Source organism: Sulfurimonas sp. C5 (genome assembly GCF_029872055.1).
Lineage (GTDB): Bacteria > Campylobacterota > Campylobacteria > Campylobacterales > Sulfurimonadaceae > Sulfurimonas.
In genome coordinates this window covers 58,240-82,437 of record NZ_JARXNQ010000002.1, presented here as the reverse complement: position 1 = coordinate 82,437, position 24,198 = coordinate 58,240, and the positions used below count along the sequence as shown (strand labels likewise).

The window sequence follows — 24,198 nt, the reverse complement described above, 5'->3', positions numbered from 1 at the left end:
AAAATGAAAAATATGCAAAAAATTATACTAATCACTGTAATGTTTATGCTAACGTTAGCATCTTTATTTGTACTTGAATCGAATATAATTCAAGCAATTTTAACAGTCATGACTTTTATGTTGGTTATTGTTTTATATGGAAAAGGCACTTCTGTTTCTAACTCTAAGCTAGATAAGAGAAGATTAGAGTTTATAGACGTAATGGAATTTAAAAGAAATCAAGTTGATATTGATGAAACTACAACAGATGTGGCAGAACAAAATTTTAATAAGATTGTAACAAGCTATCAAAAAGCAGTTCTTGAAGATACAAGAGTTGCCGGTGAGATGGTTTTATTAGCAGACAAAGTGGCAAAAGGTCATTATTCATGCCGTATCGATGCAGATACGAACACACCTTATGTACATGTATTGAGAAATAGTATGAATAACATGCTAGATGCTTCAGAGAATAATCTTGACAATGCCATAAATACATTAAAGCAATTCTCACAAGGAAATTTTGAAGCCCGTAGTGAAGTAACTGTTGAGGCAAAAATGGCAGAGCTCTTAAACAATGTAAATTCGTTGGGAGAAGCTCTCAGTACTATGCGCCAGCGAAATGAAGAGTCTAACCAACAAATTGTAGAGTCGGCGAACAATTTAAACAACACTATTGAAAATATTACAAATACAACCATAGTGGACTTTAAAAATATGATACATGATATTGTAGTTCAAATTCACAATGTTTCAGAAAAAGAGAATGAGATGGTAAGCAGCCTTCAGTCTCTTGTGGAAAATGCCAACGAAACTAAAGTGATTTTAGAAACCATAGGTGATATTGCTGATCAGACGAACTTACTTGCACTCAACGCTGCTATAGAAGCAGCTCGTGCGGGTGAACACGGACGTGGTTTTGCCGTCGTTGCCGATGAAGTAAGAAAACTGGCAGAGCGCACACAAAAAAGTTTAGCAGAAACTACTGCTACAACAAATGTATTGATACAGTCTATCTCTGAAAGTTCAGATACATTGAATAAAAATGCAGACAAAGTAAATGCTATTTCTAATGAAGTAAGTACTGTCAGCAATCAAATGGATGAAATTATAGAAACTCTTGAAAAGCTGACAAAATAACAAAAGCAGAAGAGATAATGACGCCTAATAAAGAAATAATTAATAATGTTGTCTATAAAGTTATTTTCAACAATATAAATCTGGGAATGGCAATAGTTGACAGCTCTGGTCAGTTTATCATAGTTAATCAACAGTTATGCAGTCTGCTAGGGTATAAACAAGAGGAACTAGAGCATAAAACATTTCAAGACATCACATATTCAGATGACTTAGATAATAGCCTTAAACATATACAAGAGATACAAAACGGTACTATTGATTCGTTTTGCATTGAAAAAAGATATATTAATAAATTTGGTAAGTTAGTTTGGGTAGATTTAACCGTAACAGCAATACGCAGAGAGGACAACCAAATAGCGTTTTATATTGCTGTACTTAAAAATATTGATAAGTTAAAAAAAACACAAATAGAACTTGAAACACAAAAAAACCTCATAGAAAGTATTTTGGATCAACAGCCAAATATGGTGCTTCTTCTAAACGAAAAGCAAGTACTTTTTATGAATAAAGTAGTATTAGAATATTTTCAATGTACGACATTAGATGAATTTCAAGAACGTTATAACTGCATTTGTCATACCTTCATAGTTAAAGAGCATTATTTTCATGCTGAAAAAATCAAAGAAGATCAAAACTGGATAGAATCCTTACTTGAACTTCCAAAAAATGAGCACATTGTCATGATTCAATCACTACAAGATGGCATAACTCGTTCCTTTAATGTCGCTGTTGAAAAAGTTTATAATAGATACATAATCAACTTTACCGATATCAGCGATACAATGATAGAGCAACTAGCTCTTGAAGATAAAACAATACACGATAAACTAACACAGGCATATAATAGAGAATATTTTGAACAAAATATTCAAAAACTGATATTTAAAAATAAGAGTTTGGTCTTTACAATGATTGATATAGATCATTTTAAAGATATAAATGACACTTACGGACATGATATTGGAGACATTATTTTAAAAGATATAGTAAAAGTCATAAGTCATTTTTCAAGACAAGAAGATATCTTGATACGATGGGGTGGAGAAGAATTTATATTGTTGTTAAATATAGATGATAAATCAATGCTAAAAAAAGTTTTAGAACATTTAAGACAAATGATAGAACTACATAAATTTGCCGTTGTAGACAAAGTAACATGTAGTTTTGGAGCAGCTTTTCATAATCCATCCAATGCTTGGCAACAAACTTTTAAGTTGGCTGATATGGCATTATATAATGCCAAATCCTCTGGAAGAAATACAGTTATAATAAACTAATTCACCGTTTGATACTTATGTTCAAGTACTGCTGCATACTCTTCATAAATACTTTCAAGAGACTGCTTTTGAAACATTTTTAAAATTTCTCTGGCAAAGTCAAGTGAATATTCAATATTATTCCCCTGATCTCTTCTAAAAACTTCCTCTAAAACTTCATACATTTTTGCATAAATTTCAGGATTTTCCTTTTTTAAACGTTCAAGATTTTCTTGCACCTTAATCAATGATGCGTCATTAAATTCTCCACGTTCGTTGATAGTTTTTCTTACCTCAACATACTCACGAAGATCTTTTTTATTGCGGATGTAATCTGTAAATATTTCTATAAGCATAACAAATCTCCTTAACTCACATATGAACATTGTAAGATACAAATGAAGCAATAGTATAGCATTTCAACTCAATATTGTTTTTAAAATATGTTCTTGATTTGGTTGAATTATTCGTTTATCTTCATAAGCATTTGCACTCTCAATACACACAAACTCTTTGTAAGACTCTGCTTGCATTGCACTCATCCTTGCACATTTTTCTATCCAAGGATTCCAAACAACAACACTTTTTGAACCGCTGTTTTGTATATTTACACTTCGATTAAGATCTTCCAATACAATACTATTCTCAACACCTTGATAGACCCTGTCAAGCTCTTGATCAAAAGTGATACTACCCTCTTGGAAATGTTCTTGCAGTGTCAAAGCATCAAGATATTTTTTCTCTTCTAAACCTTTGATAGAAATGTTTTCAATTGAAGAGACAGCAAAATATGTATGTAAAGCCTGCGTTAATGTAAAGGGAGCTGTATCTAAATTAACTGTTTTTAACTCCATCTCCAAAACCAGGCCCACTTTAACTATAAATTCAACTCTAAATTTATAGTTCCACAACGCCCTACTCTGTTGCGAATCTTCTAAAACAAATGTTAACTCTGATATATAAGGATTACTTTCATCCGCGTTTACAAGCTGCCACATCATTACTCTGGCAAAACCGTGCTGCGCCAATTGAGGGTTGTTATTTCCAAATGAAGGCCAACAAATAGGTACTCCACCTCTGATAGCTTTGCCTATTTCAAAGTCACTCACATCACTAAGCCATAATAACGGTGCTTCATTAGCTCTTTGATAATGAAATATATGTGCACCTTGCAAAGCAATTCTCGCTGTTGCTGCTTGATTCCTTATCTCAATATACTCTAAATCATTAATTATTTTGCGCTGCAATATCTTCCCTTTTTGGATAAACAAAGTCCAAAATTTTACAGTTTTTTTCTGATATATAATCGTCAAAACATTCTAAAACCACATAAGCACTTGTCGGAATATTTTCAATATATTGATCACTTATGTGGTTGGAGAGTTCTGTAAGCTCAGGATTATGGGAAATTATTGCTATAGAATTATATTGTTGCAACTGTTTATTTATAAATTCAATTAGTTCGTCGATCGAAGCTCCGTAAAGTTCCTTATAAAACTCCGCCTCTACATCCAAAGTTTTACTAAAGACCTCTGCAGTTTTTTTAGCACGTTTAGCAGCACTTGAAAATATTTTTTCAAGCTTTATATTTTGCAGATTAAAATGTTCAGCAATCATTGGGGCATCATGCTTACCCCTTTTGTTTAAAGGTCTGTCGAAATCATTTAGAGTTAAATCTTTCCAACTAGATTTTGCATGTCGAATAAGTACAATTTTTTTCATATTTTATCCTTTTGGCCATCTTATCAATCACTGTTAAGATCTTCCGAATATGGTAATGATATTGTAAACCTTGCTCCTGTAAGGGTATTCTTCACAGATAATTTGCCTTGACAATGTTCTTCAACAATTGTTTTAGACATATATAGTCCTAATCCTGTTCCCTCATCACCTTTTGTACTAAAATAAGGTTCAAAAATATTTTTGATAATATGATTTGGAATTCCTCCCGCATTATCTTCTATGTATAACTTAACCACATTGTCTTTAAGTTCCCATGATATCCATATTTTTAAATTTTTACCTTTCTTCTCCATCAACGCATCTTCTGCATTTTTTAAAATATTTAAAAGAACTTGTTTAATTTCATTCACATACGTATGTACGTAAACCTCATCTTCAGTTTCATATATAAGGTCTATATTTTTCGATTCTAAAGAGGAGCCAATAATCTGCATCGTTCCTGCAATAATCTCTTGGACTGTAGCCTTCTCTTTTTGTTTTTTATCTTTAAAAAAATCTCTAAAATCATTGATTGTACTTGAAAGATGTATAGCAAGATTATCAATCTCATTCAGTTTTTCACTAAAAAAGTCTTGATTATAATTTTCCATCATTACATCAATTGAAAGTGTTCCTGTTATAGTTGATATTGACGATAAGGGCTGACGCCATTGGTGTGCTATTAAACTTACCATCTCACCCATTTGAGCCTTTCTTGACTGATGCAACATATAGGAAGTTTGTTCTTTTGTTTTTTTCGTCTGCTCTTTAAGTTTTTGTAAACTGTTTATCAATGTTAAAACAATCAATAGTAAAGTAAAGTTAATGATTAATCCTGCAAGTGTTATCATCAACGGATATGGACTTTCTGTTGAGCTATCAAATTGGGCTGTACTGGCAAAACGGATATACCATGTAAGATTATTCATATGTAGAGGTCTTAGTGTTTGATATTTTGCACTTTTGGCAAATGATGTAAAATCACTATACAATAGATGATTTGTTTCAAGCTCTTCACCATCATAAATTTCAATTTCCAACAAGTTTCTTTGGTACTCTACTTTACTCATAAAGTCCTTCATGCGAAATGGACTATATACAAAACCTTCTAATGCTTTTCTACGCTGTTCGATGGTAGAGGTTTCAGCCCCTTTCTTGTAAAGCGGCAGATACATTAAAATCCCTGCTTGCAGATCTTCATCAATCTCCTGAACCAAAGTCACTTTTTTGGTTATAGCCGCAGAACCTGTATCTCTAGCTATATCCATTGCTTCTCTACGAGTTGGCTCTGAATACATATCGTAACCGATAGCTTCAAGGTTACGCTCATCCAAAGGTTCTAAATACAAGATTGCACTATAAATATTCCTCTTGCTTTTTGGTTTTAAAGAAAAAAACGGGAGGTTTTTTCGCATCTCTTCTTCTATACTTTCTATCTCTTCTGCTTGGATCATTTTTGAATAACCAAACCCCTGCATACCCGGAGAATTAGCTGCAAGATCTAAAGCACCAGCAAAATCGTGCCATTCTTTCCACGTTACACCATCACTCCCGTGAAAAAAACCTATACCAGTACGTAAGATATTCTCATAGATAAACATACGCTCTTGCAGATGATCTAATGTTTTTTCAACGTTTCTTTCAAACCTTTCTTGTGATTCTTTTTCATAATATGATTTAGAATAGTTCCAGATCATTATCGAGAAAGCTATAGAGAGTATAAATATAAAAAAGATACTTATCCCGCTATATTTAATATAATTTTTAATTGATTTACAAATGTTTATATATCTGCACATATGTTCTATCTTTAATTTAGTATTATTTTATCTTAGCATAATATTTTAAAAGCTTATGTAAAAAGAGTTATATTATATTATTTTATATTACTTAAGAATTTGTGAAGATAATGTAGATATGATATTGATATGAAAAAAGAGCTTCAAGCAATACATAAACTCTCCGGTGATATTAGTTTGCTGTATGTAGAAGACAATGCCGGTCTTCGACAAAATATGGAAACCTTGCTAGGAAGAGTATTTCAAAATATTTTTATCGCAGAAGATGGAGAAGAAGGGTATGGGAAGTTTTTAGAACATAAACCTAAACTCCTAATCACCGATCTGCACATGCAGCAGATGAGCGGTTTTAAACTTATTAAAAAAATATCTGCTATCGATCCTAACTGTAAAGTTATCATTTTATCTGCGTATGATGAAAAAGAGCATCTTCACCTTGCAATAAAACTTGGAGTATTCCGTTATTTAGAAAAACCGGTAAAAACACCGGAGCTTTTAAATGCCGTCTACTTTGCCCTCAAAGCTATACACGAGGTAGAGAACAGATGCCTTTTTACAAGCCAGCTTTCTACAATATTAAACTATCAAAACAATATTGTAGTAATGATGCATGAATCGGAATTTATACTTTGTAATGAACGTTTTTATGAATTTTTCGGTGTAGACAACATGGAAGAATTCAAAGAAAAATATGATGATATTAATACCCTTTTACATGAGCATAAAGAGTTTTTATATTCGACTCCCGAAGAAAAGTGGTATGAAATTGTTGCACAAAATCCTGGAAAACTTTTTCACACAAAAATTAAAAATCATGATAATGAATTCCGCCATCTCATTTTAAAAGCGAGAGAAGTTCCAGAAAAAGAGGGGTACTTCGTTCTCTCATTTGATGATGTAACAGAATTAAATCTTATGTATATTTTTGACAGTGATACGGCTAAACAAGATATGTTAGAACAAGATACCGAAACTATTATCTCTTTAATGCGTATTGTTCAAAACAACTCTTCAGAACTCAAAATTCATAACTTTTACAGAGGTCTTACAATTGTTAATCCTGCTGTTATCGTTAGTATTTCTGATGATGAAGTGGTACTTAAAATGCCATATCCTCAGCTAAAAGTGATACACCTTACAAAATATATGACTATCTTTTCTGAAATATTTCCAAAAAATGTTTTATGCCGCTCTATTAAAAAAGTTGATTTAGACACTCAATCCGTGATAATAAACAAGATGAGTTTTGCCACAAACAACATAACCGATAGAGAATTTATCCGTTTAGAACCTGAAGAAAGCCATAAATGTACGTTCTTCTATAAAGATATCAAATATGAAGGTCCTACAAGTATTATTGATATCTCAGAGGTTTCTATTAAAATTTCGATCCAAGCGCTGCCTGCCGGACTAGCTGTAGATACTGAGGTTAAAATATCGTTTAACCTTACTATAAATAATCAAATCATCTCTATAGTTACCGATGCGACTGTTTTTAGAATTGATGAAAATCCAAAAAACTTTTATCTCGTCTTAATGTATGAACTACCTGATCAAAACCTACATAAACTCAGAGATTATCTTGCACACAGACAGATGGCTCTTATTCGTGAGTTTAAAAACAAAGGTGCAGACTTTTAACTTATTTTTGTAAAATCTGTACCTGCATAACCAACTTATCCATCCCATATGGATCTACAACGTTAAAATAGACTTTGCCTTCAGAACATACAGCTGTCCCGATTCCTTCTTCAACTGTCTCATCACCGTTATAGTAGTCTTTGTTTTTGTATTTGATCTTATACTTTTGTCCTGCAGCTATATTCATAGATTGCAGCTCTTCTTGTGTATTTGCTTTAAACATCTATTCCCTTTATTTTAAAAACTCATACAAACCCATAACAATCTCTATAAAGATTAAAATGATAATAATCCATTCTAAAAATGATGAGTATTTATGGTTTTGTTCATTACTAAGGACATCCAATAACTCCTGAATCACTTCAACTTTTTTGTTAAGTACCTCAACTCTTGATGTAATATCCAAATATTTGCTTAGACTATTGTAATGTTTTTCATATTCAGGGTATTCCCAGAAAAACTCAGGAGTATCTAGAAGGTCATATTGTAAGTTTATCTGGCTTTTTACCAGAAAAAGTTCGCCTATCTTTTTTGCTATCTGCTTTTTATTCAAACTTATCTTGCCGTATTTCGCAAGGTTTTTCGGGATAACAGAGTTTTCTTCAATTGTATTTTCCACTTTAGATTCAAACTGATTGAGTTTAACATTTTGGGCAAGTGCAGAAGAGACGGCTATCTTTAAAAGCTGTGAATCGTTTTCTAAAATAAACTTGTCAAAAACTATTTTAAATTCATTTTCAACCGTATATTTAAATTTTTCCTCTTTATACTCTTGCAAAGGATTGATCAAATAATCTTGAAGCTCGTTTTGAAAAAACTCCAGATTCCTAAAAGAGAGGTTCCAGCATGTATACACCCCGTAATTAAACAGAACTATGAACTGATCCTCTTCTACCGTAATGAATAAAATATCTTTATATACGAGTGTCTTGTACTTATCTGCCAACACCTCATAAAGTTTTTTGTCAAACTTTTCACTTACTACGAAACTATGAACACTTTTTTCCATCTGTTAAAACTCCAGTATTTCAAATACCTCATAAGCCACCTCTTCATAAGGGTGAGCAGCTTTCAGTGTTTTGACCGCTTCTTCGATCAACTCTTTTTTGCAGATCATTTCTACTTTATACTCAGGCAAAACTTCGAGTTTATTTAACTCGCCAATAGCAGGTTGAGCCGCAGATATAGGTTTGAACTGCCCCTGTCCCAAAGTCTCCCATGAGCAGCACTCATAATTTTCATATCTCCCGACTCCAATATCAAAAAGAGCTTGTTTTACCTGCTCTTTTTCACGTTCGGGAACGAAAAAGTTGAGTTTATACATTCTTCTTTAACCTTGCTTTGTAAGCTGACGGTGAAGCATATTTACCGCTTCTGTCATTTGGACCTGAGTCTTTTTCATCCACTGCTTTTCGCTTTGGCTGATACTGAGTTTGTCTTGTTTTTGTTATCGTACCGTCAAGTTCTATCTTAGAAATCAGCCCATCTTTAAGATTGTGAAGGATCGTCATTACTGTTTCAATATTTTGCTCATCAACACTCAGTTTAATCTCTTTCATTGTACCTTTTCTCTATTTTTAATTTGTATTACACTATTTTACCATTTCTTACCCTTTTCGATCAGAAAAAAGTATCAAGGCATACTTATTGCAACGCCTTGAAATAAAAAGAGTATCTTATGAATGATGATCTACATTTAAATATATCGGTTATAGATGAAAAGCATGATGAGTTTTTACAAATACTTTCTTTACTCAAATCTTGTACTACACAACAGTTCTTACTCCTCTTTGCAGAGATGATTGAACATACCAGGGAGCATTTTAGTTTTGAAGAAAAACTGATGGATAAGTACGATTTTTACGCAAAAGGCGAACATAAAGAGGAGCATAAAAACTTATTAGCCGAGATGGAGTATTTTTATATGCAGGCCCAAAAACTGCCAATGTTTGGAAAATCATACATCAATGACTATGCCTATGACAAATTCAAACGCCATATTATTAACATCGATTCGCAGTTCGCAATGTTTTTAAAAGAGAAAAATATAGAGCTATAAAGCTCTTTTACACCAACTGTCTTTTAATAAACTCCATATAGTGTCCCTCTTCCTCTTCAAGCTCCTGATGAGTTCCCTGTTGTACGATTTTACCGTTTTCAAGAACGTATATCATATCCGCATTTTTAACGGTACTTAGACGATGAGCGATTGTGATAACAGTTTTGTTCTTAAGCAGCGGCATTAAAGTTGCGTAGAGTTTTGCTTCAGTATGTACATCAAGTGCCGAAGTCGATTCATCGAAAATTACTACACTCGGATTGGCGATGATCATTCTAGCAATACTCAGACGCTGTCTTTGCCCGCCTGAGAGACGGATACCGTGATGCCCTACGATCGTATCGAGTCCATTTGGCATAGACTTCAGCATCTCGGAAAGTTGTGCAATCTCCAACGCTTCTTCGATCGCATCATCACTAATCCTTTCATCCCCCATCGTTATGTTAAAACGAAGTGTTGAGTTGAACAATATAGGCATCTGCAGTACCAAAAAGATCTTCTCTCTTAAAGAGTGTTTATCTATCTCTTCGAGCTCAATTCCGTTACACTGGTAGCTCCCGTTCTGTTTTTCATAAAAACCGGAGATCACCTGTGCCAGTGTCGTTTTTCCACTTCCGCTTGAACCAATCAAAGCTACTTTCGCCCCGCTAGGAATTTCCAAAGAGATGTCTTCTAACACTCTTTTTTCTTTGTTATACGCAAAGTTCACATGTTCTAACTTGAGATCAAGCGTATTGCCGCTAAGTACTTCTTCCCCGCTTGCTTCTGTTTTTAAAGAAAGCACTTTATTCAGACGTTTAATCGCAGATGCTGCAGAAGAATAGGAGTACTGCATAGAGAGGATATCCTGAACAGGTGTCATGATAAACCAGATATATCCAAACATCGCAAACATCATCCCTATAGAGAGATCACTGTACGCCACAAGTAAAAGTCCGCTGGCACGTAACAACTCAAAGAAGATCAGAAAAACAGTATAAGAGAGTTTTTCATACGCCACGCTTTTATAACCGTATTCATTTGAAGTCGTCTGAATTGTTTTTGCCTGTTCAACCGCCTGTTCAAAAAAATATTTCTCTTTGTTACTCGCTTTGATCTGACCGAACAACTCCAATGTTTCACCCACATCGCTTTGAAAGTTTTCAATCGCTTCATTTTCCTCTTTTTTTAGCACTCCTACACGTTTTACCATCTTCTTTGATATAAACATGATAAGAGGCTGAATAATGAGGATCAAAAGCCCCATAACAGGATCGATTGCGATCATCACAATCCCCACTGCAATCAAAGTCAAAACAGAAGCAACAAAACGGCTCACGCTTGTGATAATGAAAGTATCTAGCGTATTTACATCGGTAATGAGGTTTGCAGTAATTGCCCCGCTTCCTATCGTTTCATACTCGTTCATTGAAGCTATTTTTAGATGGTCCAGGAGCTGCTTTCTTACTTTGAAAGTAACATATTTTGCGATCTTCGTAAATATTTTCGTGATCGCAACGCCAAAAACAAAGTATATAAAACGCAAAAAGACTACGGCTAAAGTTACGATCGCTATGTAGTAAAAAGCATTCCCGCTTCCAAAAAACTGATCGATAGTATGGACAACTGTAGCGGGTTTGTCCAAAAGAACTTCATCTACCATGACAGGCAGCATCAAAGGGATCGGAACACTGAGTAAAATTGTTATAAGCGTAATCACCTGCCCCCAGATGAGTGCGGGTTTGTTATGCAGTATCAGTTTAAAAAGGGATTTGAGAGTAATTTCGTTATTCATAATACATGAATTATATCGTGATATGTAGATTAAAAAGACAACTCCACCAAAAATTGGTGGAATTGAAAATTAATAATTAATTTTTTGGTTTTATCGGTAAGTACTAGTTCTTACTCGTCCACGAGAATCATAATATTTCCATGTACCCGTGCGACGTCCAATATAACTATACTGACCTACTTCTTTTGGCTTGCCATTGTTATACCATGTTTTGTAAGCCCCTGTACGTCTGTTAAAATTGTATGTCTCAAGTCTGTATATTTTACCATTAGAGTAGTATTTCTGTTCACCATGGCGTTGACCATCTCTATAATTTTCTTCCGAGGTCAATTGACCATTACTCCATCTTTTAAACGTACCGTCTTTTTTATTGTACTTATAAGTGCCTTGTTCTTCAAGATTTTTACCGTCATAAGACCATCTTTTATATTCACCGTTACGTTCGCCATTACTGTAAGTATCTAAATATCTTAGATTACCGCTGTAATACTGTTTAAAAACACCGTTTCTTTCATTATTCGCATAATTTTCTTCAGATCTTGGAACACCTTTTGAATCCCAATATTTAGCACTTCCGTTTTTCTTACCGGCTGTGTAGTTTACTTCTTCTGTCAAAGTACTTTTATCGCCATATACATACCATTTTTTAAACACACCGTCTTTTTGATCATCTTTATAGTTCTCTTCTCTTTCAAGTTTCTCATCTCTATAATATTTAAATACACCATGTTTTTTATCGTTTTGATAGTTTTCTTCTGCGACTAAACGTCCGTAATAATCCCATCTTTTAAACACACCGTCTTTTTTATCGAGTTTATAATTTTCTTCTAAACGAGGTTTTCCGTCAAATTTAAACTCTTTAAAAGCACCATCTTTTTTATTGAGTTTGTAGTTAGCTTCGCTCGTTAAAACACCTTTATCACTCCACACTTTAAAACTGCCGTCTCTTGCACCGTTTGAGTAATGTTCCTCAGTTTTTAACTGTCCATTAGGATACCAAACTTTTGACTCACCGTCTCTTAGTCCGTTATTTTGTGAATCATACCAGCTCTTATAACTGATACTTGAACGTTTTACACCGTCAGAGTAAGTTTTTTCTACCGTATATGAGATGTTAAACGTCATATAATATGCGATTGCCGCTATAACAACGAGAATAAGAGCAACGATTCCCATAATTTTTTTCTGTTTTGCACTAAACATTGGCGGTTTGTTAGCTTGTTCTTCTTTGAACTTGTTTAGAGCCTCTTCTTGCGGAGAACCTTTTACAATCGGTCTGCCTGCAGGGTCTTTTTCAACACAATAAAGATTGCCATACGGTTTTGAACCCACAAATCCATTCATTATAAATACGATCAGCGGACCAACAAATGGGATAATACCGATAAGTATCATCCAACCAGACATATTCGCATCATGAAAACGTTTAATAGATGACACAAAAGCGATCCAAGCTATGAAAAACCATGCGATCATACCAAGTCCCATCATAACGGTACGCGTAATTGCCATATCGATCAGTCCGTTTTCTACGCCATCCATACCGCTATTGTAAGCGTCATAACCAAGCGATGCTGCAGCCCATATCCCTTTTGAGACCATTACCCCTTCGATAACCCAGATAATCATATTGACAATAAAAAGCGAAATGAAAACTTTCCACCATTGTGTACGTGTATAACACCCTTTCCAAGAGAAAAGTCCTCCCGTTTTACACGGTACGTATTCAGCATCCGGAGCATTTGTGAAATGTGGATTTTTTACCTGTGGTTGTGGCTGTGCAACTGCTTCTGCCGGAGCTGTTGCTTTAATTATATAAATATCTTGTGCACTCTCACCATCATCACTTAAAAAGTCAACTTCTGTGCCTTGAGAAACTTCTGTTTCTCCTCTTAAGTCTTCTTGTGTAAAAGTATAACGTTTTCCCTCTTCGTCTGTTAATACCCCTTGCAGTTTCTCTGCATCATAAAAAAGTATTTTTCCCTTCATACTTCCCCTTCTGAAATTTAATTATATAAATTTACAAAAGCAAGCTGAAAAGTGACGGAGAAACTTCTTATAAAATCGATATTTATTAGTTTATGTTACTTTTCGTAGTCACGATTTACATTATTCGTGTCGCAGGGCATCTATCGGGTTCATCTTCGCTGCTTTTTTTGCAGGGAAGTATCCAAAAAAGATCCCCACAAACATAGAAAATATAAAAGCTACAATTATTACCGTTGTATTAATAATAAAGGGTATATCAAAATAGTTTGTTGCTCCAAATGCTATCGCTAAACCGATAATCACCCCTATAAGTCCGCCAAGCGATGAAAGGACAATAGATTCAACCAAAAACTGAAGCAACACTTCCCGCTCCATAGCACCGATTGCAAGACGGATACCGATTTCACGGGTACGTTCAGTGACTGAAACCAGCATAATATTCATAATACCTATTCCACCAACAAGTAAACTAATTGCTGCCACAGAACCAAGTAAATAAGTTAACATTTTAGTCGTTGATGTCATCGTCTTAATGATATCACGCATATCATGTACATGAAAATCATCATCCATTCCTTTACGAATACGTCGAATCTCACGCATGATAAGTGTTACCTCTTTTTTTGCTTCCTCTATATTTGCATCTTTTTTAAACGAAAGCAAAATAGCACTAATATCTCTGCTCCCGCTTATTCGGCGCTGGAACATTCTAATTGGAACCGCTATAAAATCGTCTTGATCCATTCCTCTCATTCCTGCAGCCCCTTTAGACTCCAAAGTACCTATCACCTGACACGAAAATTTTTCCAAACGTATGTTTTTATTGATCGGGTTTTGTTGCCCGAATAACTCCTCTTGAACCGTATGTCCTATTACACATACAGCTTTTCCGCTGCTTAATTCCTGCTCTGTAAATGTTCTTCCTTTATCGATAGTCCAATCACGAATCGTAAAGTAGTCATTATTTGTACCGTATACCGCCGTTGTATGATTTTCATTGCCGTAAACGGCCGTCAAACTTGCCGCTGTTGAAGGAGCAACTGCACTAATGGAAGTTGTCTCTCTTTGAAGTACGGCAATATCATCTATATTAAAAGGTTTTGTTGTAATCCCTGCAGATGCGGGACCTCTACGCTCTGCTCCCGGAGTTAACGTCAGCATATTGCTTCCGAGTTTAGAAATATTTTGCGTAATATGTGCAGTTGTACCATCCCCTAAAATTACCATAGCAATCACTGATGCAACACCGATTACAATCCCAAGCACCGTTAAAAATGAACGGAGTAAATTTCTTCTGATCTCTTTTATTGCAAGTAATAAGGCATTAATGAACATCTTTACCCTTTGCGTTTAACTCAATATTTTCGATTAAGCCGTCTTTAAAATGGATAATCCTTTGAGCAAAATGGGCCATATCTTTCTCATGTGTGACCATGATTACGGTAATCCCCTGCTCTTTGTTAAACTTTTGCAGCAACTCCATTATCTCTATGCTTCTTGCCGTATCCAGATTTCCCGTCGGCTCATCAGCTAAAAGTATTTTCGGGTTTGTAACTATTGCTCGGGCTATTGCCACACGCTGTTGCTGTCCACCGGAAAGTTCTCCTGGAGTATGGTCCCATACATGAGATATACCTACTTTCTCCAATGCTTCAAATGCCATCTTTTTACGCTCTTGAGGTTTAATTCCCTTATAAATCAAAGGCAATTCAACATTTTCAAGCGCTGTCGTTTTTGCCAGAAGATTAAATCCTTGAAAAACAAATCCAAGATAATATCGTCTTAAAAGAGCTAGCTGTTCTTTATCTAAACTTCCAACATCAACACCGTCAAATCTATACTCTCCGCTGCTAGGGACATCCAAAGAGCCTATAATATTCATCATTGTTGACTTACCAGAACCACTTGGTCCCATAATAGCAACGAACTCCCCTTTCTCAATCGCCAAATCAATCCCTTTAAGTGCATATGCCATAGCCTCTCCGCTGCCGTACACTTTTTCTACTTTCCTGAACTCAATCAAAGGGAATTTTTTTTTCTCAGACATTACTATTTACTACCTATGATCACTTTTACATCTTTTGCTAATCCACTTTTAACGATTGTGTAAACACCATCGCTTTCTCCTAAAACCACCTCTCTTGATTGAGGCTTACCCTTTTCCAAAATCCAGACTCTATCCCCCTGAATATTATCTGTATTTTCCGCTTGTGGAGCATACCGTAATGCTGCATTGGGGATAGTCAGTACCTGTTTAAACTCTTGTGTTTTTATCTGTGCAGTTGCCGTCATTCCAGGTCTTAACAGTAAATCATTGTTATTGACTGCGACAATCGCATTATAAGTCACCACCCCGTCTACTATCTCAGAATTGTATTGTACTTTCGTGATCACTCCGCTAAAAGTTTTTTTTGGATAGGCATCAACGGTGAATGAGACACTCTGTCCTTTACTCACCTGTCCTATATCTGCTTCATCAACACTTACCGACAACTCCATCTTTGCCAAGTTTTCTGCAATCGTAAAAAGTATCGGAATCTGCATCGAAGCAACAACGCTTTGCCCCACATCAATACTGCGGTTAAGTATGACACCATCCAATGGTGAACGGACAACTGCTTTGCGCAGATCATCTTCATTAGTCTGTAGATTTGCCTCAGCTTGCAAAACCAGTGCTTTTTTCCCGCTATAACTGGCACTTGCAAGATCGTATGTAGCCTTTGTCGCTTCCATCTCTTTACTTGAAGGGTAGTTCCCTTTTGTAGATTTAAATAAAGTCTGTGCACGTTCTAGTTCCACTTTAGCATTATGAAGTGAAACTTTTGTATTTTCAAGTTCTGCTTTTGCAACGGCAAGTGCCGCCTTGGAATTTCTTACTTTTGATTCAAGCTTTGTTGTATCGATCTTGGCTAGAAGTTGCCCTTTTTTTACATAATCGTTAAAATCTACATACACGTCGGTAATCGTCCCTGAAACTTCTATGCCGACATCTACTGTATTTGTAGGTTCCAAGTTTCCTGTTGCTGAAACAGTAATAACAATATCTCGAACTTCTGCAGCTTGCGTCTTATACTCGACATGTTCTTTCTCTGGCATAAATTTCATACCAACAACAACTGCAAGAACAACTATTAGACTTAGCCATACAAATAAGCGTTTCCATTTGGATGTTTTTGTTTTCTGTACACCTATTGTATCTTCTAGTGAATGCTCTTTCATAATTGTTCCTTATCTTTTATAGCAAAATGTAATTTAGCAAGTTCAAGTTGAATGTTTATCTTATTTATCTCTATCTCTAATTTTGCAGAACTTATTGAATTATCTAGAATTTGTACGTCATACCCTGTTTTATATCCTGTTTCAAAGGCTTTTTTAGTAATTTTTCGTAATTTTGTATAAAGTTCTAAATTCTCTTGTAAAATTTTATTCACTTCTTTATATCGGTTAATTGCAAGAAGTGTTTTTTTATACTCTAAAATCTCTTCTCTTTGTGTATCATTTGTCTGTGCTAGTTGTTCTAAATGTGATGCATATTTCTCTTCTACTGATGCAAAAGCGTTATAATCAAGTGGGATGTTTAGCACCAAGCCTGCACTGTAGAGTGTACCGTTTTGATTTAATACTACTGCGCCGCTATCGTAACTTGTATAAGTCGCTTGAGCATTAAACTTCACAGATGGAAGATAATCAGCCATCCCTTTTTTATAGCTGTCATAAGTAACATTGTTTTGTTGTTTTGCCATGGCGATGTTATAGTTGTACTTATTATATGTTATTTCATCAATCAATGAAAATGTAGGCAGAGAGATTGATTCTGCTGAAACATCCGTATATTTTTGCAGTTCCAATTGCTCACTTGCCAGGGTTTCTTGCAAAAGTACATAATTTGTCTGTTCCGTATTTTTCTCCATCAAAGCGTCATTTAACAAAGTAATATCTATATCTCCTACTTCGTACTGCGTTTGTTTTAAGAAAAGTGTGATCTTTTTGTTTTCAATTAGATACTCGCTCTGTTTGAGTTGTAATTCATACTTTTTTATACGCAACGTGGAGAGGATAATCTCTTTTTGATAATTTTTATTTTGCTGTTCTAATGAAAGAGCATCATAACTGTATTTGTCATCAGCATATTTAATTGTGTAGTAGATGCCGCCAGAACGAAAAATATTTTGAGAAAAAGATGCTGAAAGCTGGGAAAGTCCACTTCTTGTATTTGTTTTATCAGAATATTGCTGTGTATGTGATGCAGAAAGATTTACAGGTGAAAGCCATTCGTAACGCTGTGCTTTTGCCCCAGCTTTTATACTTTTTTTCTTCTCATCTAATATCTTTTTTTTATCAACTGTAAGTACCACATCTTCAGCATAAGAGACAGTAACAAAAGTGCTAATACCCACAAAGACAAGCTTTAAAAATAACGGCTTATACCTCACTTTTTTCTCACTTTAAAAAAATCTATTTTGTTTATCTAAAAGTATTGTAACCAATATTTTGAAGTATAAATATAAATAAACGGCTAAAAACTTTTGTTTGATTATTTAAAATGAGAGTGAAGAGTTATCGACTCTTGAATTACAAACGTGATCCAAGATGATTAATTTAACGGTAATCGATCGTTCTCACTTCTCCTTTAGAATTCTAGTATTTCCAACTACCTTTTTTTTACCAAAACTACAATTTGACTCTCTCTTTTCGGTTCACCTTTCTGTTCCATGTTTGAAAGAGTCCATGCTTCTGTCCAGCTATATAGTTTTCTTCTGCAGAAACATTTCCATCACTGTAATACTTTTTAAATACTCCGTCTTTACTATCAGCTTTATGATGCTTTTGCAAACATGTTATTTTCTATAGAGCATAACTCTTGTTCAAGGTTATCGTTGTCTCCAAAATAAGCGCTGTTAAAAGAACACTCTAGTTTCAGAGCCATTTTTAATTTTTTCAAGATTTTATCTAAGTCATCCTCAGCAACATTTTTCAAAGCAAAAATCAATTTTTGTGTATCGTATCTTCCTATAAGGTCATCATCTCTAAGTGACCTTTTTAATACGTTTGCCGCTTTCACTAACAGGCTCTCATTTATCTCGTTTTCATCCAGTTCTAGTACAACAACGGCAGTATTTGTATCTGTCTTTCTTTTATACTTCAGCATCGTACTTAGCTGTTCACAGAAATGAGCTTTTGTAGAAAGTCCTGTGAGTTTATCTATAGTTTTTAGTTTTTCATAACTTTCAATATAACGTTTTCTTTTTTCTTTTTTCATTCGCGAATTATCTGCGATAATAAATCCCTCAACTACTCCAAAGAGAGACTCGTTTACACTAAAATCAAAAAACCTTACAGCTCCATCTTCATAAAGTTCCGTATATTGCTTAAAAAGTGTCGGTACTGATGTGTTTAACTCTTTAAGATATTTTTTGAGTACTACAAAACCCTCTTTATATGAAAGTCCTTCAAAAAGGATATCAAACTCTTCTTTACTTGCATCCGACATTACATAAGGTGTTTTTGCCTGCATCATATGAGTACTGCATGAAAAATATGTTGAATAAAAGTAAACTAAAGCAGCTACAGCTTTTTTGGGAGTATTTGCATTGATTGTAACAGTTCCGTAAGTATATTTGATCTTTGGATTATGTGCGAGATATGCACCAACACCCTGCCAGAGATTATCAAGAGCACGTGTACTCCAGTACTTCGGCTGTACAAAACTACGTCCTAGTTCTACCGAATTACCACAATACTCCTGAAAATCATTACTAAAAGTACATAAGTTATATGTGTATAACCCCTCTCGTCCCTTATCTTTTATAATATCCTCACACTCACCTATTCTATAGGCTCCTACGATCTCGAGCTCTTCACTATCCCAAAGAATAAGATGTTTATAATACTGATCATACAAGTCATTATCATGTGCCTGACCCGTACCTCCACCAATCGCACGGAATGAGATCTCACGAACACGTCCAAGCTCACGGAGTAAAAAAGGTGAATGTTTTGCATCAGCTAAGATAATCATTTTGCCATCAGCAGTCTCCCCGAGATACTCAGCTCTTTGTACCTCATCTTTTAACATCTTCTTATTTTTAGGTGCTCCAATTGTAATCTCTGTTTTTAGAATATCCCCTTTATTTTTCTCTAAAGTGTACAGGTGTTTATAAAACATCTGCAAATACTCTTGTGTTGTAATTGCTTTATTTGCAAACGACTCAGGAGGAATCACTTTTCCGATCGTAAAGTTAAGTGCTTTTTGCTTACCGGCATTGACAAATTCACGCATCAGTAAAAGTCCAGAAATATGTTTTGGTAAAAGAAATGAAGCTATATAAAACAGTAAAGAATTTCTTCCTTTGACCTTTATTGGCAATATCGGTGTTTGGGTTTTTTGTGCTATTTTTAGAAAACTAACTTTCCACTCACTATCTTTTAAACCTTGGAGAAATGAGAAACGGTTTACAAACCCTGCAGGAAAAATAATAAGTGCTTCTTCATTTTCGAGGGTTTCATTGATCGCTTGCAGACTTGTTTTAGATATCCCCCCTCTTACATCTACTGGTATCCCCCAGCCAAACCCTTTCGATGTTTCATACAACATTGAATTTATAAGAAGTTTTACCTTTTTATCTTCTCTTGCATTCGCAATTAGCTGCACTAAAGAAAAAGAATCTTGCATCCCTGTTGGATGGTTTGCAATTACAATCAGCCTTCCTGTTGCCGGAATATTTTGCAACTCTTTTGGTTTTACCCTATATGTAATACCAAGACCGTCTAAAAGATTATCGGTAAACTCCAAACCTCTCAGATGTTCTTTACCTTGGTCTATCTTATTGAGCTTCTTTTCACAAAAAAGTTTTTTAAATCCTGAAACTAATAACTTGACCGACCAGGGTGGAAGTTTTTTTAATTGGTTTTCATAGTTATTTTCTAATAATTTTTCTACATTAATCATCTATCATTCCCTTGTAAAAAACTTTTATCTTTTCCATCAAATTTACTTAAAATTGCAGGCAGCATCACAAGATCCACCACTACTGCAATAATCAGTGCTATTGTCGTGATAATTCCAAAATTTACATTTGGCATAAACTGCGATAAACTAAAAATCGCGAATGCAAGACTCAGTACTATTGTTGTAAATACAATTGCTAGCCCCGCATACTCAATTGTATAACTCAGTGCCTCATGAAAATTCATCCCTTTTTCTCGTGCTTCTTTGTACTTTACCAAAAAGTGAATCGTATCATCTACTGCGACGCCTATGATGATCGCACCACATATAGCCACACCAATATCGATCTGCATGTTTAACCAGCCCATTACCCCTATTACCAGAACAATCGGAAGTACGTTAGGGATAATAAAAAGAGGGATCATGCGAATATTTCTAAAAATTAAAAGCATCACGAATGATACAGTGGTAATTGCAAGTAAAATAGACTCTACTAAGGTATCTGTTACATCATGCTGCATATGTGCAAACATTGCTGTTTGTCCGTTTACCTCTGCACTATAAGGTGTGTTTCTCCACCACTCTTCTATCCACTCGATCATCTCAAGGTCTAAAGATGTATCGACTACATTCATTGAAGCAGTCACACGCAAACGCTGCTCATCTACATCCATTTTATCGTTGATCTCCATCCCCTGAGGTAGAGAAAGAGAATATAGGAGCAAGTACTGAGCAATCAAATTTTGATCATTTGGAATTACGTATTTTCCTTGCATCACATCATTAAATTTCTTCACCACATCTATAAGGGAAGAGATATGACGCACATCACTATATTTTTCTTCAAAGTCACTTGAAAATTTTTCAATTGTTTTCATAAAGTTTGGATCTTTTATCCCGTCTTTTACTTTGGAATCAACTACAACTTCATACGCCATCGGTCCTGTAAGCTGTTTTTGTATGAAATTTATTGTCTGTTTAAATACTACATCATCTCGGAAGTATCGTATAGTATTTGAATCGACTCGAAGCTGGAACAGTCCCACTCCTAAAACAATAAAAAGGAGTGTCGTAACAGCTAATATTTTCCCATCGTAATTTTGGATAAAGCTCGCATAGTTTTGCGCAAAACTATTCTTTCTTTTTTCTTTTGCTTTTGTTTTTTTCACTTTGATATTCGGATTGATTATTGCAAGTACTGCCGGAACAAAAATGATAGTGATCAAAAATGCCAAAAGTGCTGCCGTAGCTGTAGCTATCCCTAATGTTTGGATAGGAACTATTTCAGAAATTCCAAGTGAACCAAATCCTATCGCTGTTGTAATCGAAGTTAAAAACGTCGGTAAAAAGTTTTTCTCCAAAGAGTAGTGTATTGCTCCATGATTATCTAAGCCCTCTTTTCGTCCAAGCAGATAGATCCAATACAAATGCATTGCATCAGCTATACCGATAGCTATAATAAAAATAGGCATATTTGCCGTAAAATTATTGAGTTTAAATCCAAGCATCACCTGTATAGCGAGAACGATTACAAAAGTAAATACTACAACCGCAACACTTAGCAGTACACCGGAAAGACGTTTAAAGATGAACCATAAAAGCACCATTGCAATTAAAATTGCCAGAGGTGTATAAGTTGTCGCATCGTGCTTGCCTAAAGAACTAAATGTTGCATTAAGCGGCGGTCCTCCGGCAAGTCTGAACTTATAACCTGTTTTTTTAGTTTCATCTTGAATATACCCATCCACAAGGTCTTTGATAATTTTAGAAGAACCAAAATACTGACTCGCTTTTGGAGTGAGGCGTCCTACAATCATCGTTGTTGTTGCATCGCAATTTAGCAACTTGCCTTGTAACATATTCTCTTTGAGTGCAATCTCTTTTTTTTGCTCTAAATCATCAGATCTTAAATGTTCAATATCTTCTATAAAGTTCTCAATTACAATCTCATCTGGATACTCTTCGCTTTTATGAATATATTGGTAATTCGTAATAGAATCTACCCTTGCAATAAAACGTGTTTCCCATAGTTTATTTGTCAGTCTATCAATTGTACTAAGTGCTTTTTTATTGAACACACCCTCTTTCAGGTCTAAGATGATAATAATCGCATCGTCATTGCCAAAAACAGAGCGGAACTTATCAAACTTGACAAGTGCATCGGAGTCTTTTCCAAACCAGATACGATATGAGCCATCAAACTGGATATTTTTTAACTGCCATGCAAATAAAAGTGTAAGCAACGGGATTAAAATAACGATAAACCATCGAAATTTTATGATACTTGAAAAAATTTTTTTCATCTCCATCTAGAAGTAGTATCCCGCTTTGATACTGACACGCTTTTGTTTTCCCATCCGTTTTAATGCAGTTTCATACGTACTTGATGGTTCTGTTTGACGATAATCAAGATGTAATTTGATAATGTCGTTAATACGCCCTTCATATTTTATATAATAAACCTGTTCATTGTATTCAAGGTCAAGCATAGCTCCACCTACAATACTTGCATTATTCCCTTCGTTAAAACTGTATCTTGCACCAATAAAAAGATCGTTTTGAAACACTTCAAAAAGTTCAAGATCGTCATATCTATCACTCTGGAATCTTCCATATCTATAATACTCCACTAAAAGCCCAAGGTCTGCTTCTTTATATATCTGTGTTAAAGTATGTTCCACACCAAAACCAAGATGGTAATAATCGGAAATCATTTTATTGTTTAAAACATCTGTATAGACTGCTTCAAGCTTGTACAGTGTTGAATCAATAACAAGTGTATTGTATGTGATCAACTTATTCACAAGGTATGCATTTTCATATACTTTAAAATCAGGTGCAATCGGTGTATTAAAATATCTTTGTGAATCGTAACCATTTTCAAAAATGAATGCATAATCCAATGCATATTCACTATCTGCCGTTCCTGAATATTTCAGATAAACGCTTGGTCTCATGCGAGACTTTTCACTCTGCACTGTAGAGTCATATGTTACTAACTGATTTGTAAAAGGGTAATAGACATACGGAAATGCTGGCATTTTTCTATCTTGTTCATAAAACTTCACTATAGCACTGATCTCAGCATCATCACTATAATAAGTATATGCCGCATTCCATGAGCCCATTTTGTCGTTTTCAGTCGGGTCAGATCGAAAATCACTCAAGTTAAATACGTCTGTTATATTTTTTAACTCTAAAGCACCCCAAAAACGAATGTTTTTTCCAAAAAACAGTTGCGAGTTTTCTAGGTCATACTTCATATACAACTCTTGCAAACGTAAATAGCTTCTATTGTTGTGTGCACTAGTACCTTGCAGGTCATAATAATCTTGTTGTGCCCGAAGCTTTGCGAATGCTTTTAATGCTTCTTTGTTATATGCCATCTCCAATTCTGCAGAAGCCGTATAGTTGCTTGCATGTTTTCCTGATGGTTTTGTCAAATATCTTTGTGCCGATAAATTGATATGTCCTTGCACAGTTATATTCTCAAGAATATTTTCTTGCTCTTCTGGTTCTAGAGTTGTCTCTTCACTTAGGTTATTATTTTCTACAATCGTCTTGGAGACATCCTTAGTCTCCATCGATTTTTTAGGTGCAAAACGGTACTTATATGTAGAAACTACCAATGTATTGTTGTATCTTTGTTCAAATACTTTTTGTTGCTGTTTAGCTTTACCGTATTTTTCAAAACATCCACAACGAACTGCATTCACATTCGAAAAGCTAAACAGCTTACATGATTCTGGATAGTTTTGTGCCTCAAAATCATAAACACTGTTTTCTTTCTTTACAAAACTTGTTAACTGTACAGAATAACAAGTATCTTTATCTTTTGCAAATACAATACTTATACTAAGAATTAAAAGAACTACTATACGCATACAGAC

General features: G+C 34.8%; 22 protein-coding genes. 4 read left to right on the top strand and 18 right to left on the bottom strand.

From position 1 onward, the window contains the following. Positions 1 to 3 precede the first annotated feature (3 nt). Together P6N22_RS04645 and P6N22_RS04640 are read left to right on the top strand one after the other, a co-directional pair. A complete protein-coding gene (locus P6N22_RS04645; RefSeq protein ID WP_280330653.1) occupies positions 4 to 1,119 on the top strand; it encodes a methyl-accepting chemotaxis protein in 1,116 nt (371 codons plus the stop codon). Between the two features lie 17 nt (positions 1,120 to 1,136). Continuing rightward, on the top strand, positions 1,137 to 2,396 hold the full coding sequence (locus P6N22_RS04640; RefSeq protein ID WP_280330651.1) for a sensor domain-containing diguanylate cyclase: 1,260 nt from the start codon (positions 1,137 to 1,139) through the stop codon (positions 2,394 to 2,396). Here P6N22_RS04640 and P6N22_RS04635 read toward each other — a convergent pair. From P6N22_RS04635 to P6N22_RS04620, 4 genes are all read right to left on the bottom strand, one after another. Continuing rightward, entirely contained in the window at positions 2,393 to 2,731 is a 339-nt protein-coding gene (locus tag P6N22_RS04635) for a hypothetical protein (RefSeq protein WP_280330649.1), read from the bottom strand. The two genes, P6N22_RS04640 and P6N22_RS04635, sit on opposite strands and share 4 nt — an antisense overlap. A gap of 63 nt (positions 2,732 to 2,794) precedes the next feature. Next, complete coding sequence (locus P6N22_RS04630) at positions 2,795 to 3,622, bottom strand: D-hexose-6-phosphate mutarotase (RefSeq protein ID WP_280330647.1); 828 nt, start codon at positions 3,620 to 3,622, stop codon at positions 2,795 to 2,797. After that, positions 3,603 to 4,097, bottom strand: coding sequence for a histidine phosphatase family protein (locus P6N22_RS04625; protein ID WP_280330645.1), 495 nt, complete (start codon positions 4,095 to 4,097; stop codon positions 3,603 to 3,605). Before P6N22_RS04625 ends, P6N22_RS04630 begins: the two co-directional genes overlap by 20 nt. Positions 4,098 to 4,120: 23 nt before the next feature. Continuing rightward, entirely contained in the window at positions 4,121 to 5,794 is a 1,674-nt protein-coding gene (locus P6N22_RS04620; RefSeq protein WP_280330644.1) for a CHASE domain-containing protein, read from the bottom strand. A 231-nt stretch (positions 5,795 to 6,025) separates the two neighbouring features. On the opposite strand from P6N22_RS04620, the gene P6N22_RS04615 reads away from it, so the two are divergent. Next, a complete protein-coding gene (locus P6N22_RS04615; protein WP_280330642.1) occupies positions 6,026 to 7,537 on the top strand; it encodes a response regulator in 1,512 nt (503 codons plus the stop codon). A 1-nt stretch (position 7,538) separates the two neighbouring features. Here P6N22_RS04615 and P6N22_RS04610 read toward each other — a convergent pair whose 3' ends face one another. Genes P6N22_RS04610 through P6N22_RS04595 form a run of 4 tightly spaced genes read right to left on the bottom strand, consistent with a single transcriptional unit; the run spans position 7,539 to position 9,096 of the window. Next, complete coding sequence (locus P6N22_RS04610; RefSeq protein ID WP_280330640.1) at positions 7,539 to 7,760, bottom strand: hypothetical protein; 222 nt, start codon at positions 7,758 to 7,760, stop codon at positions 7,539 to 7,541. A gap of 9 nt (positions 7,761 to 7,769) precedes the next feature. After that, positions 7,770 to 8,546 carry an RMD1 family protein gene (locus P6N22_RS04605; protein ID WP_280330638.1) on the bottom strand — a complete coding sequence of 259 codons (777 nt, stop codon included), beginning with the start codon at positions 8,544 to 8,546 and terminating at the stop codon, positions 7,770 to 7,772. A gap of 3 nt (positions 8,547 to 8,549) precedes the next feature. Continuing rightward, positions 8,550 to 8,861 carry an NGG1p interacting factor NIF3 gene (locus P6N22_RS04600; protein WP_280330636.1) on the bottom strand — a complete coding sequence of 104 codons (312 nt, stop codon included), beginning with the start codon at positions 8,859 to 8,861 and terminating at the stop codon, positions 8,550 to 8,552. Beyond that, a complete protein-coding gene (locus P6N22_RS04595) occupies positions 8,854 to 9,096 on the bottom strand; it encodes a hypothetical protein (protein ID WP_280330634.1) in 243 nt (80 codons plus the stop codon). Before P6N22_RS04595 ends, P6N22_RS04600 begins: the two co-directional genes overlap by 8 nt. 119 nt (positions 9,097 to 9,215) lie before the next feature. Here P6N22_RS04595 and P6N22_RS04590 point away from each other — a divergent pair, with 119 nt between their 5' ends. Next, positions 9,216 to 9,596: a hemerythrin family protein gene (locus P6N22_RS04590; RefSeq protein ID WP_280330633.1), complete on the top strand. Its 381-nt coding sequence runs from the start codon at positions 9,216 to 9,218 to the stop codon at positions 9,594 to 9,596. 7 nt (positions 9,597 to 9,603) lie between these two features. Here P6N22_RS04590 and P6N22_RS04585 read toward each other — a convergent pair whose 3' ends face one another. The 10 genes from P6N22_RS04585 to P6N22_RS04540 form a co-directional block, all read right to left on the bottom strand. Beyond that, complete coding sequence (locus P6N22_RS04585) at positions 9,604 to 11,370, bottom strand: ABC transporter ATP-binding protein (RefSeq protein ID WP_280330631.1); 1,767 nt, start codon at positions 11,368 to 11,370, stop codon at positions 9,604 to 9,606. Between the two features lie 90 nt (positions 11,371 to 11,460). After that, the gene (locus P6N22_RS04580; protein WP_280330629.1) at positions 11,461 to 13,359 is read right to left on the bottom strand and encodes a DUF805 domain-containing protein; all 1,899 of its coding nucleotides are present in this window, start codon (positions 13,357 to 13,359) and stop codon (positions 11,461 to 11,463) included. A gap of 120 nt (positions 13,360 to 13,479) precedes the next feature. Next, positions 13,480 to 14,694 carry an ABC transporter permease gene (locus P6N22_RS04575; protein WP_280330628.1) on the bottom strand — a complete coding sequence of 405 codons (1,215 nt, stop codon included), beginning with the start codon at positions 14,692 to 14,694 and terminating at the stop codon, positions 13,480 to 13,482. Then, positions 14,684 to 15,406, bottom strand: coding sequence for an ABC transporter ATP-binding protein (locus P6N22_RS04570; RefSeq protein WP_280330626.1), 723 nt, complete (start codon positions 15,404 to 15,406; stop codon positions 14,684 to 14,686). The genes P6N22_RS04575 and P6N22_RS04570 overlap by 11 nt, the downstream gene beginning before the upstream one ends. Positions 15,407 to 15,408: 2 nt before the next feature. Then, positions 15,409 to 16,578, bottom strand: a complete 1,170-nt coding sequence (locus P6N22_RS04565) for an efflux RND transporter periplasmic adaptor subunit (RefSeq protein WP_280330624.1) — start codon at positions 16,576 to 16,578, stop codon at positions 15,409 to 15,411. Continuing rightward, entirely contained in the window at positions 16,575 to 17,756 is a 1,182-nt protein-coding gene (locus P6N22_RS04560; protein WP_280330622.1) for a TolC family protein, read from the bottom strand. The genes P6N22_RS04565 and P6N22_RS04560 overlap by 4 nt, the downstream gene beginning before the upstream one ends. A 274-nt stretch (positions 17,757 to 18,030) precedes the next feature. Then, positions 18,031 to 18,192 carry a hypothetical protein gene (locus tag P6N22_RS04555; RefSeq protein ID WP_280330620.1) on the bottom strand — a complete coding sequence of 54 codons (162 nt, stop codon included), beginning with the start codon at positions 18,190 to 18,192 and terminating at the stop codon, positions 18,031 to 18,033. After that, positions 18,176 to 20,308 (bottom strand): GNAT family N-acyltransferase, encoded by a 2,133-nt coding sequence (locus P6N22_RS04550; RefSeq protein ID WP_280330619.1) that lies wholly within the window; start codon positions 20,306 to 20,308, stop codon positions 18,176 to 18,178. The genes P6N22_RS04555 and P6N22_RS04550 overlap by 17 nt, the downstream gene beginning before the upstream one ends. Beyond that, the gene (locus P6N22_RS04545) at positions 20,305 to 22,611 is read right to left on the bottom strand and encodes an MMPL family transporter (RefSeq protein WP_280330617.1); all 2,307 of its coding nucleotides are present in this window, start codon (positions 22,609 to 22,611) and stop codon (positions 20,305 to 20,307) included. The genes P6N22_RS04550 and P6N22_RS04545 overlap by 4 nt, the downstream gene beginning before the upstream one ends. Before the next feature lie 6 nt (positions 22,612 to 22,617). Continuing rightward, positions 22,618 to 24,192 carry a hypothetical protein gene (locus P6N22_RS04540; protein WP_280330615.1) on the bottom strand — a complete coding sequence of 525 codons (1,575 nt, stop codon included), beginning with the start codon at positions 24,190 to 24,192 and terminating at the stop codon, positions 22,618 to 22,620. Positions 24,193 to 24,198: the final 6 nt, after the last annotated feature.

Excerpts from the sequence above, each read along its gene's own strand:
- P6N22_RS04615 (WP_280330642.1), top strand. The coding sequence starts at position 6,026 with ATGAAAAAAGAGCTTCAAGCAATACATAAACTCTCCGGTGATATTAGT.
- P6N22_RS04610 (WP_280330640.1), bottom strand. The coding sequence starts at position 7,760 with ATGTTTAAAGCAAATACACAAGAAGAGCTGCAATCTATGAATATAGCT.
- P6N22_RS04585 (WP_280330631.1), bottom strand. The coding sequence starts at position 11,370 with ATGAATAACGAAATTACTCTCAAATCCCTTTTTAAACTGATACTGCAT.
- P6N22_RS04590 (WP_280330633.1), top strand. The coding sequence starts at position 9,216 with ATGAATGATGATCTACATTTAAATATATCGGTTATAGATGAAAAGCAT.
- P6N22_RS04565 (WP_280330624.1), bottom strand. The coding sequence starts at position 16,578 with ATGAAAGAGCATTCACTAGAAGATACAATAGGTGTACAGAAAACAAAA.
- P6N22_RS04580 (WP_280330629.1), bottom strand. The coding sequence starts at position 13,359 with ATGAAGGGAAAAATACTTTTTTATGATGCAGAGAAACTGCAAGGGGTA.
- P6N22_RS04635 (WP_280330649.1), bottom strand. The coding sequence starts at position 2,731 with ATGCTTATAGAAATATTTACAGATTACATCCGCAATAAAAAAGATCTT.
- P6N22_RS04625 (WP_280330645.1), bottom strand. The coding sequence starts at position 4,097 with ATGAAAAAAATTGTACTTATTCGACATGCAAAATCTAGTTGGAAAGAT.
- P6N22_RS04570 (WP_280330626.1), bottom strand. The coding sequence starts at position 15,406 with ATGTCTGAGAAAAAAAAATTCCCTTTGATTGAGTTCAGGAAAGTAGAA.
- P6N22_RS04620 (WP_280330644.1), bottom strand. The coding sequence starts at position 5,794 with ATGATCTGGAACTATTCTAAATCATATTATGAAAAAGAATCACAAGAA.
- P6N22_RS04550 (WP_280330619.1), bottom strand. The coding sequence starts at position 20,308 with ATGATTAATGTAGAAAAATTATTAGAAAATAACTATGAAAACCAATTA.
- P6N22_RS04540 (WP_280330615.1), bottom strand. The coding sequence starts at position 24,192 with ATGCGTATAGTAGTTCTTTTAATTCTTAGTATAAGTATTGTATTTGCA.
- P6N22_RS04600 (WP_280330636.1), bottom strand. The coding sequence starts at position 8,861 with ATGTATAAACTCAACTTTTTCGTTCCCGAACGTGAAAAAGAGCAGGTA.
- P6N22_RS04605 (WP_280330638.1), bottom strand. The coding sequence starts at position 8,546 with ATGGAAAAAAGTGTTCATAGTTTCGTAGTAAGTGAAAAGTTTGACAAA.
- P6N22_RS04645 (WP_280330653.1), top strand. The coding sequence starts at position 4 with ATGAAAAATATGCAAAAAATTATACTAATCACTGTAATGTTTATGCTA.
- P6N22_RS04595 (WP_280330634.1), bottom strand. The coding sequence starts at position 9,096 with ATGAAAGAGATTAAACTGAGTGTTGATGAGCAAAATATTGAAACAGTA.
- P6N22_RS04640 (WP_280330651.1), top strand. The coding sequence starts at position 1,137 with ATGACGCCTAATAAAGAAATAATTAATAATGTTGTCTATAAAGTTATT.
- P6N22_RS04545 (WP_280330617.1), bottom strand. The coding sequence starts at position 22,611 with ATGAAAAAAATTTTTTCAAGTATCATAAAATTTCGATGGTTTATCGTT.
- P6N22_RS04575 (WP_280330628.1), bottom strand. The coding sequence starts at position 14,694 with ATGTTCATTAATGCCTTATTACTTGCAATAAAAGAGATCAGAAGAAAT.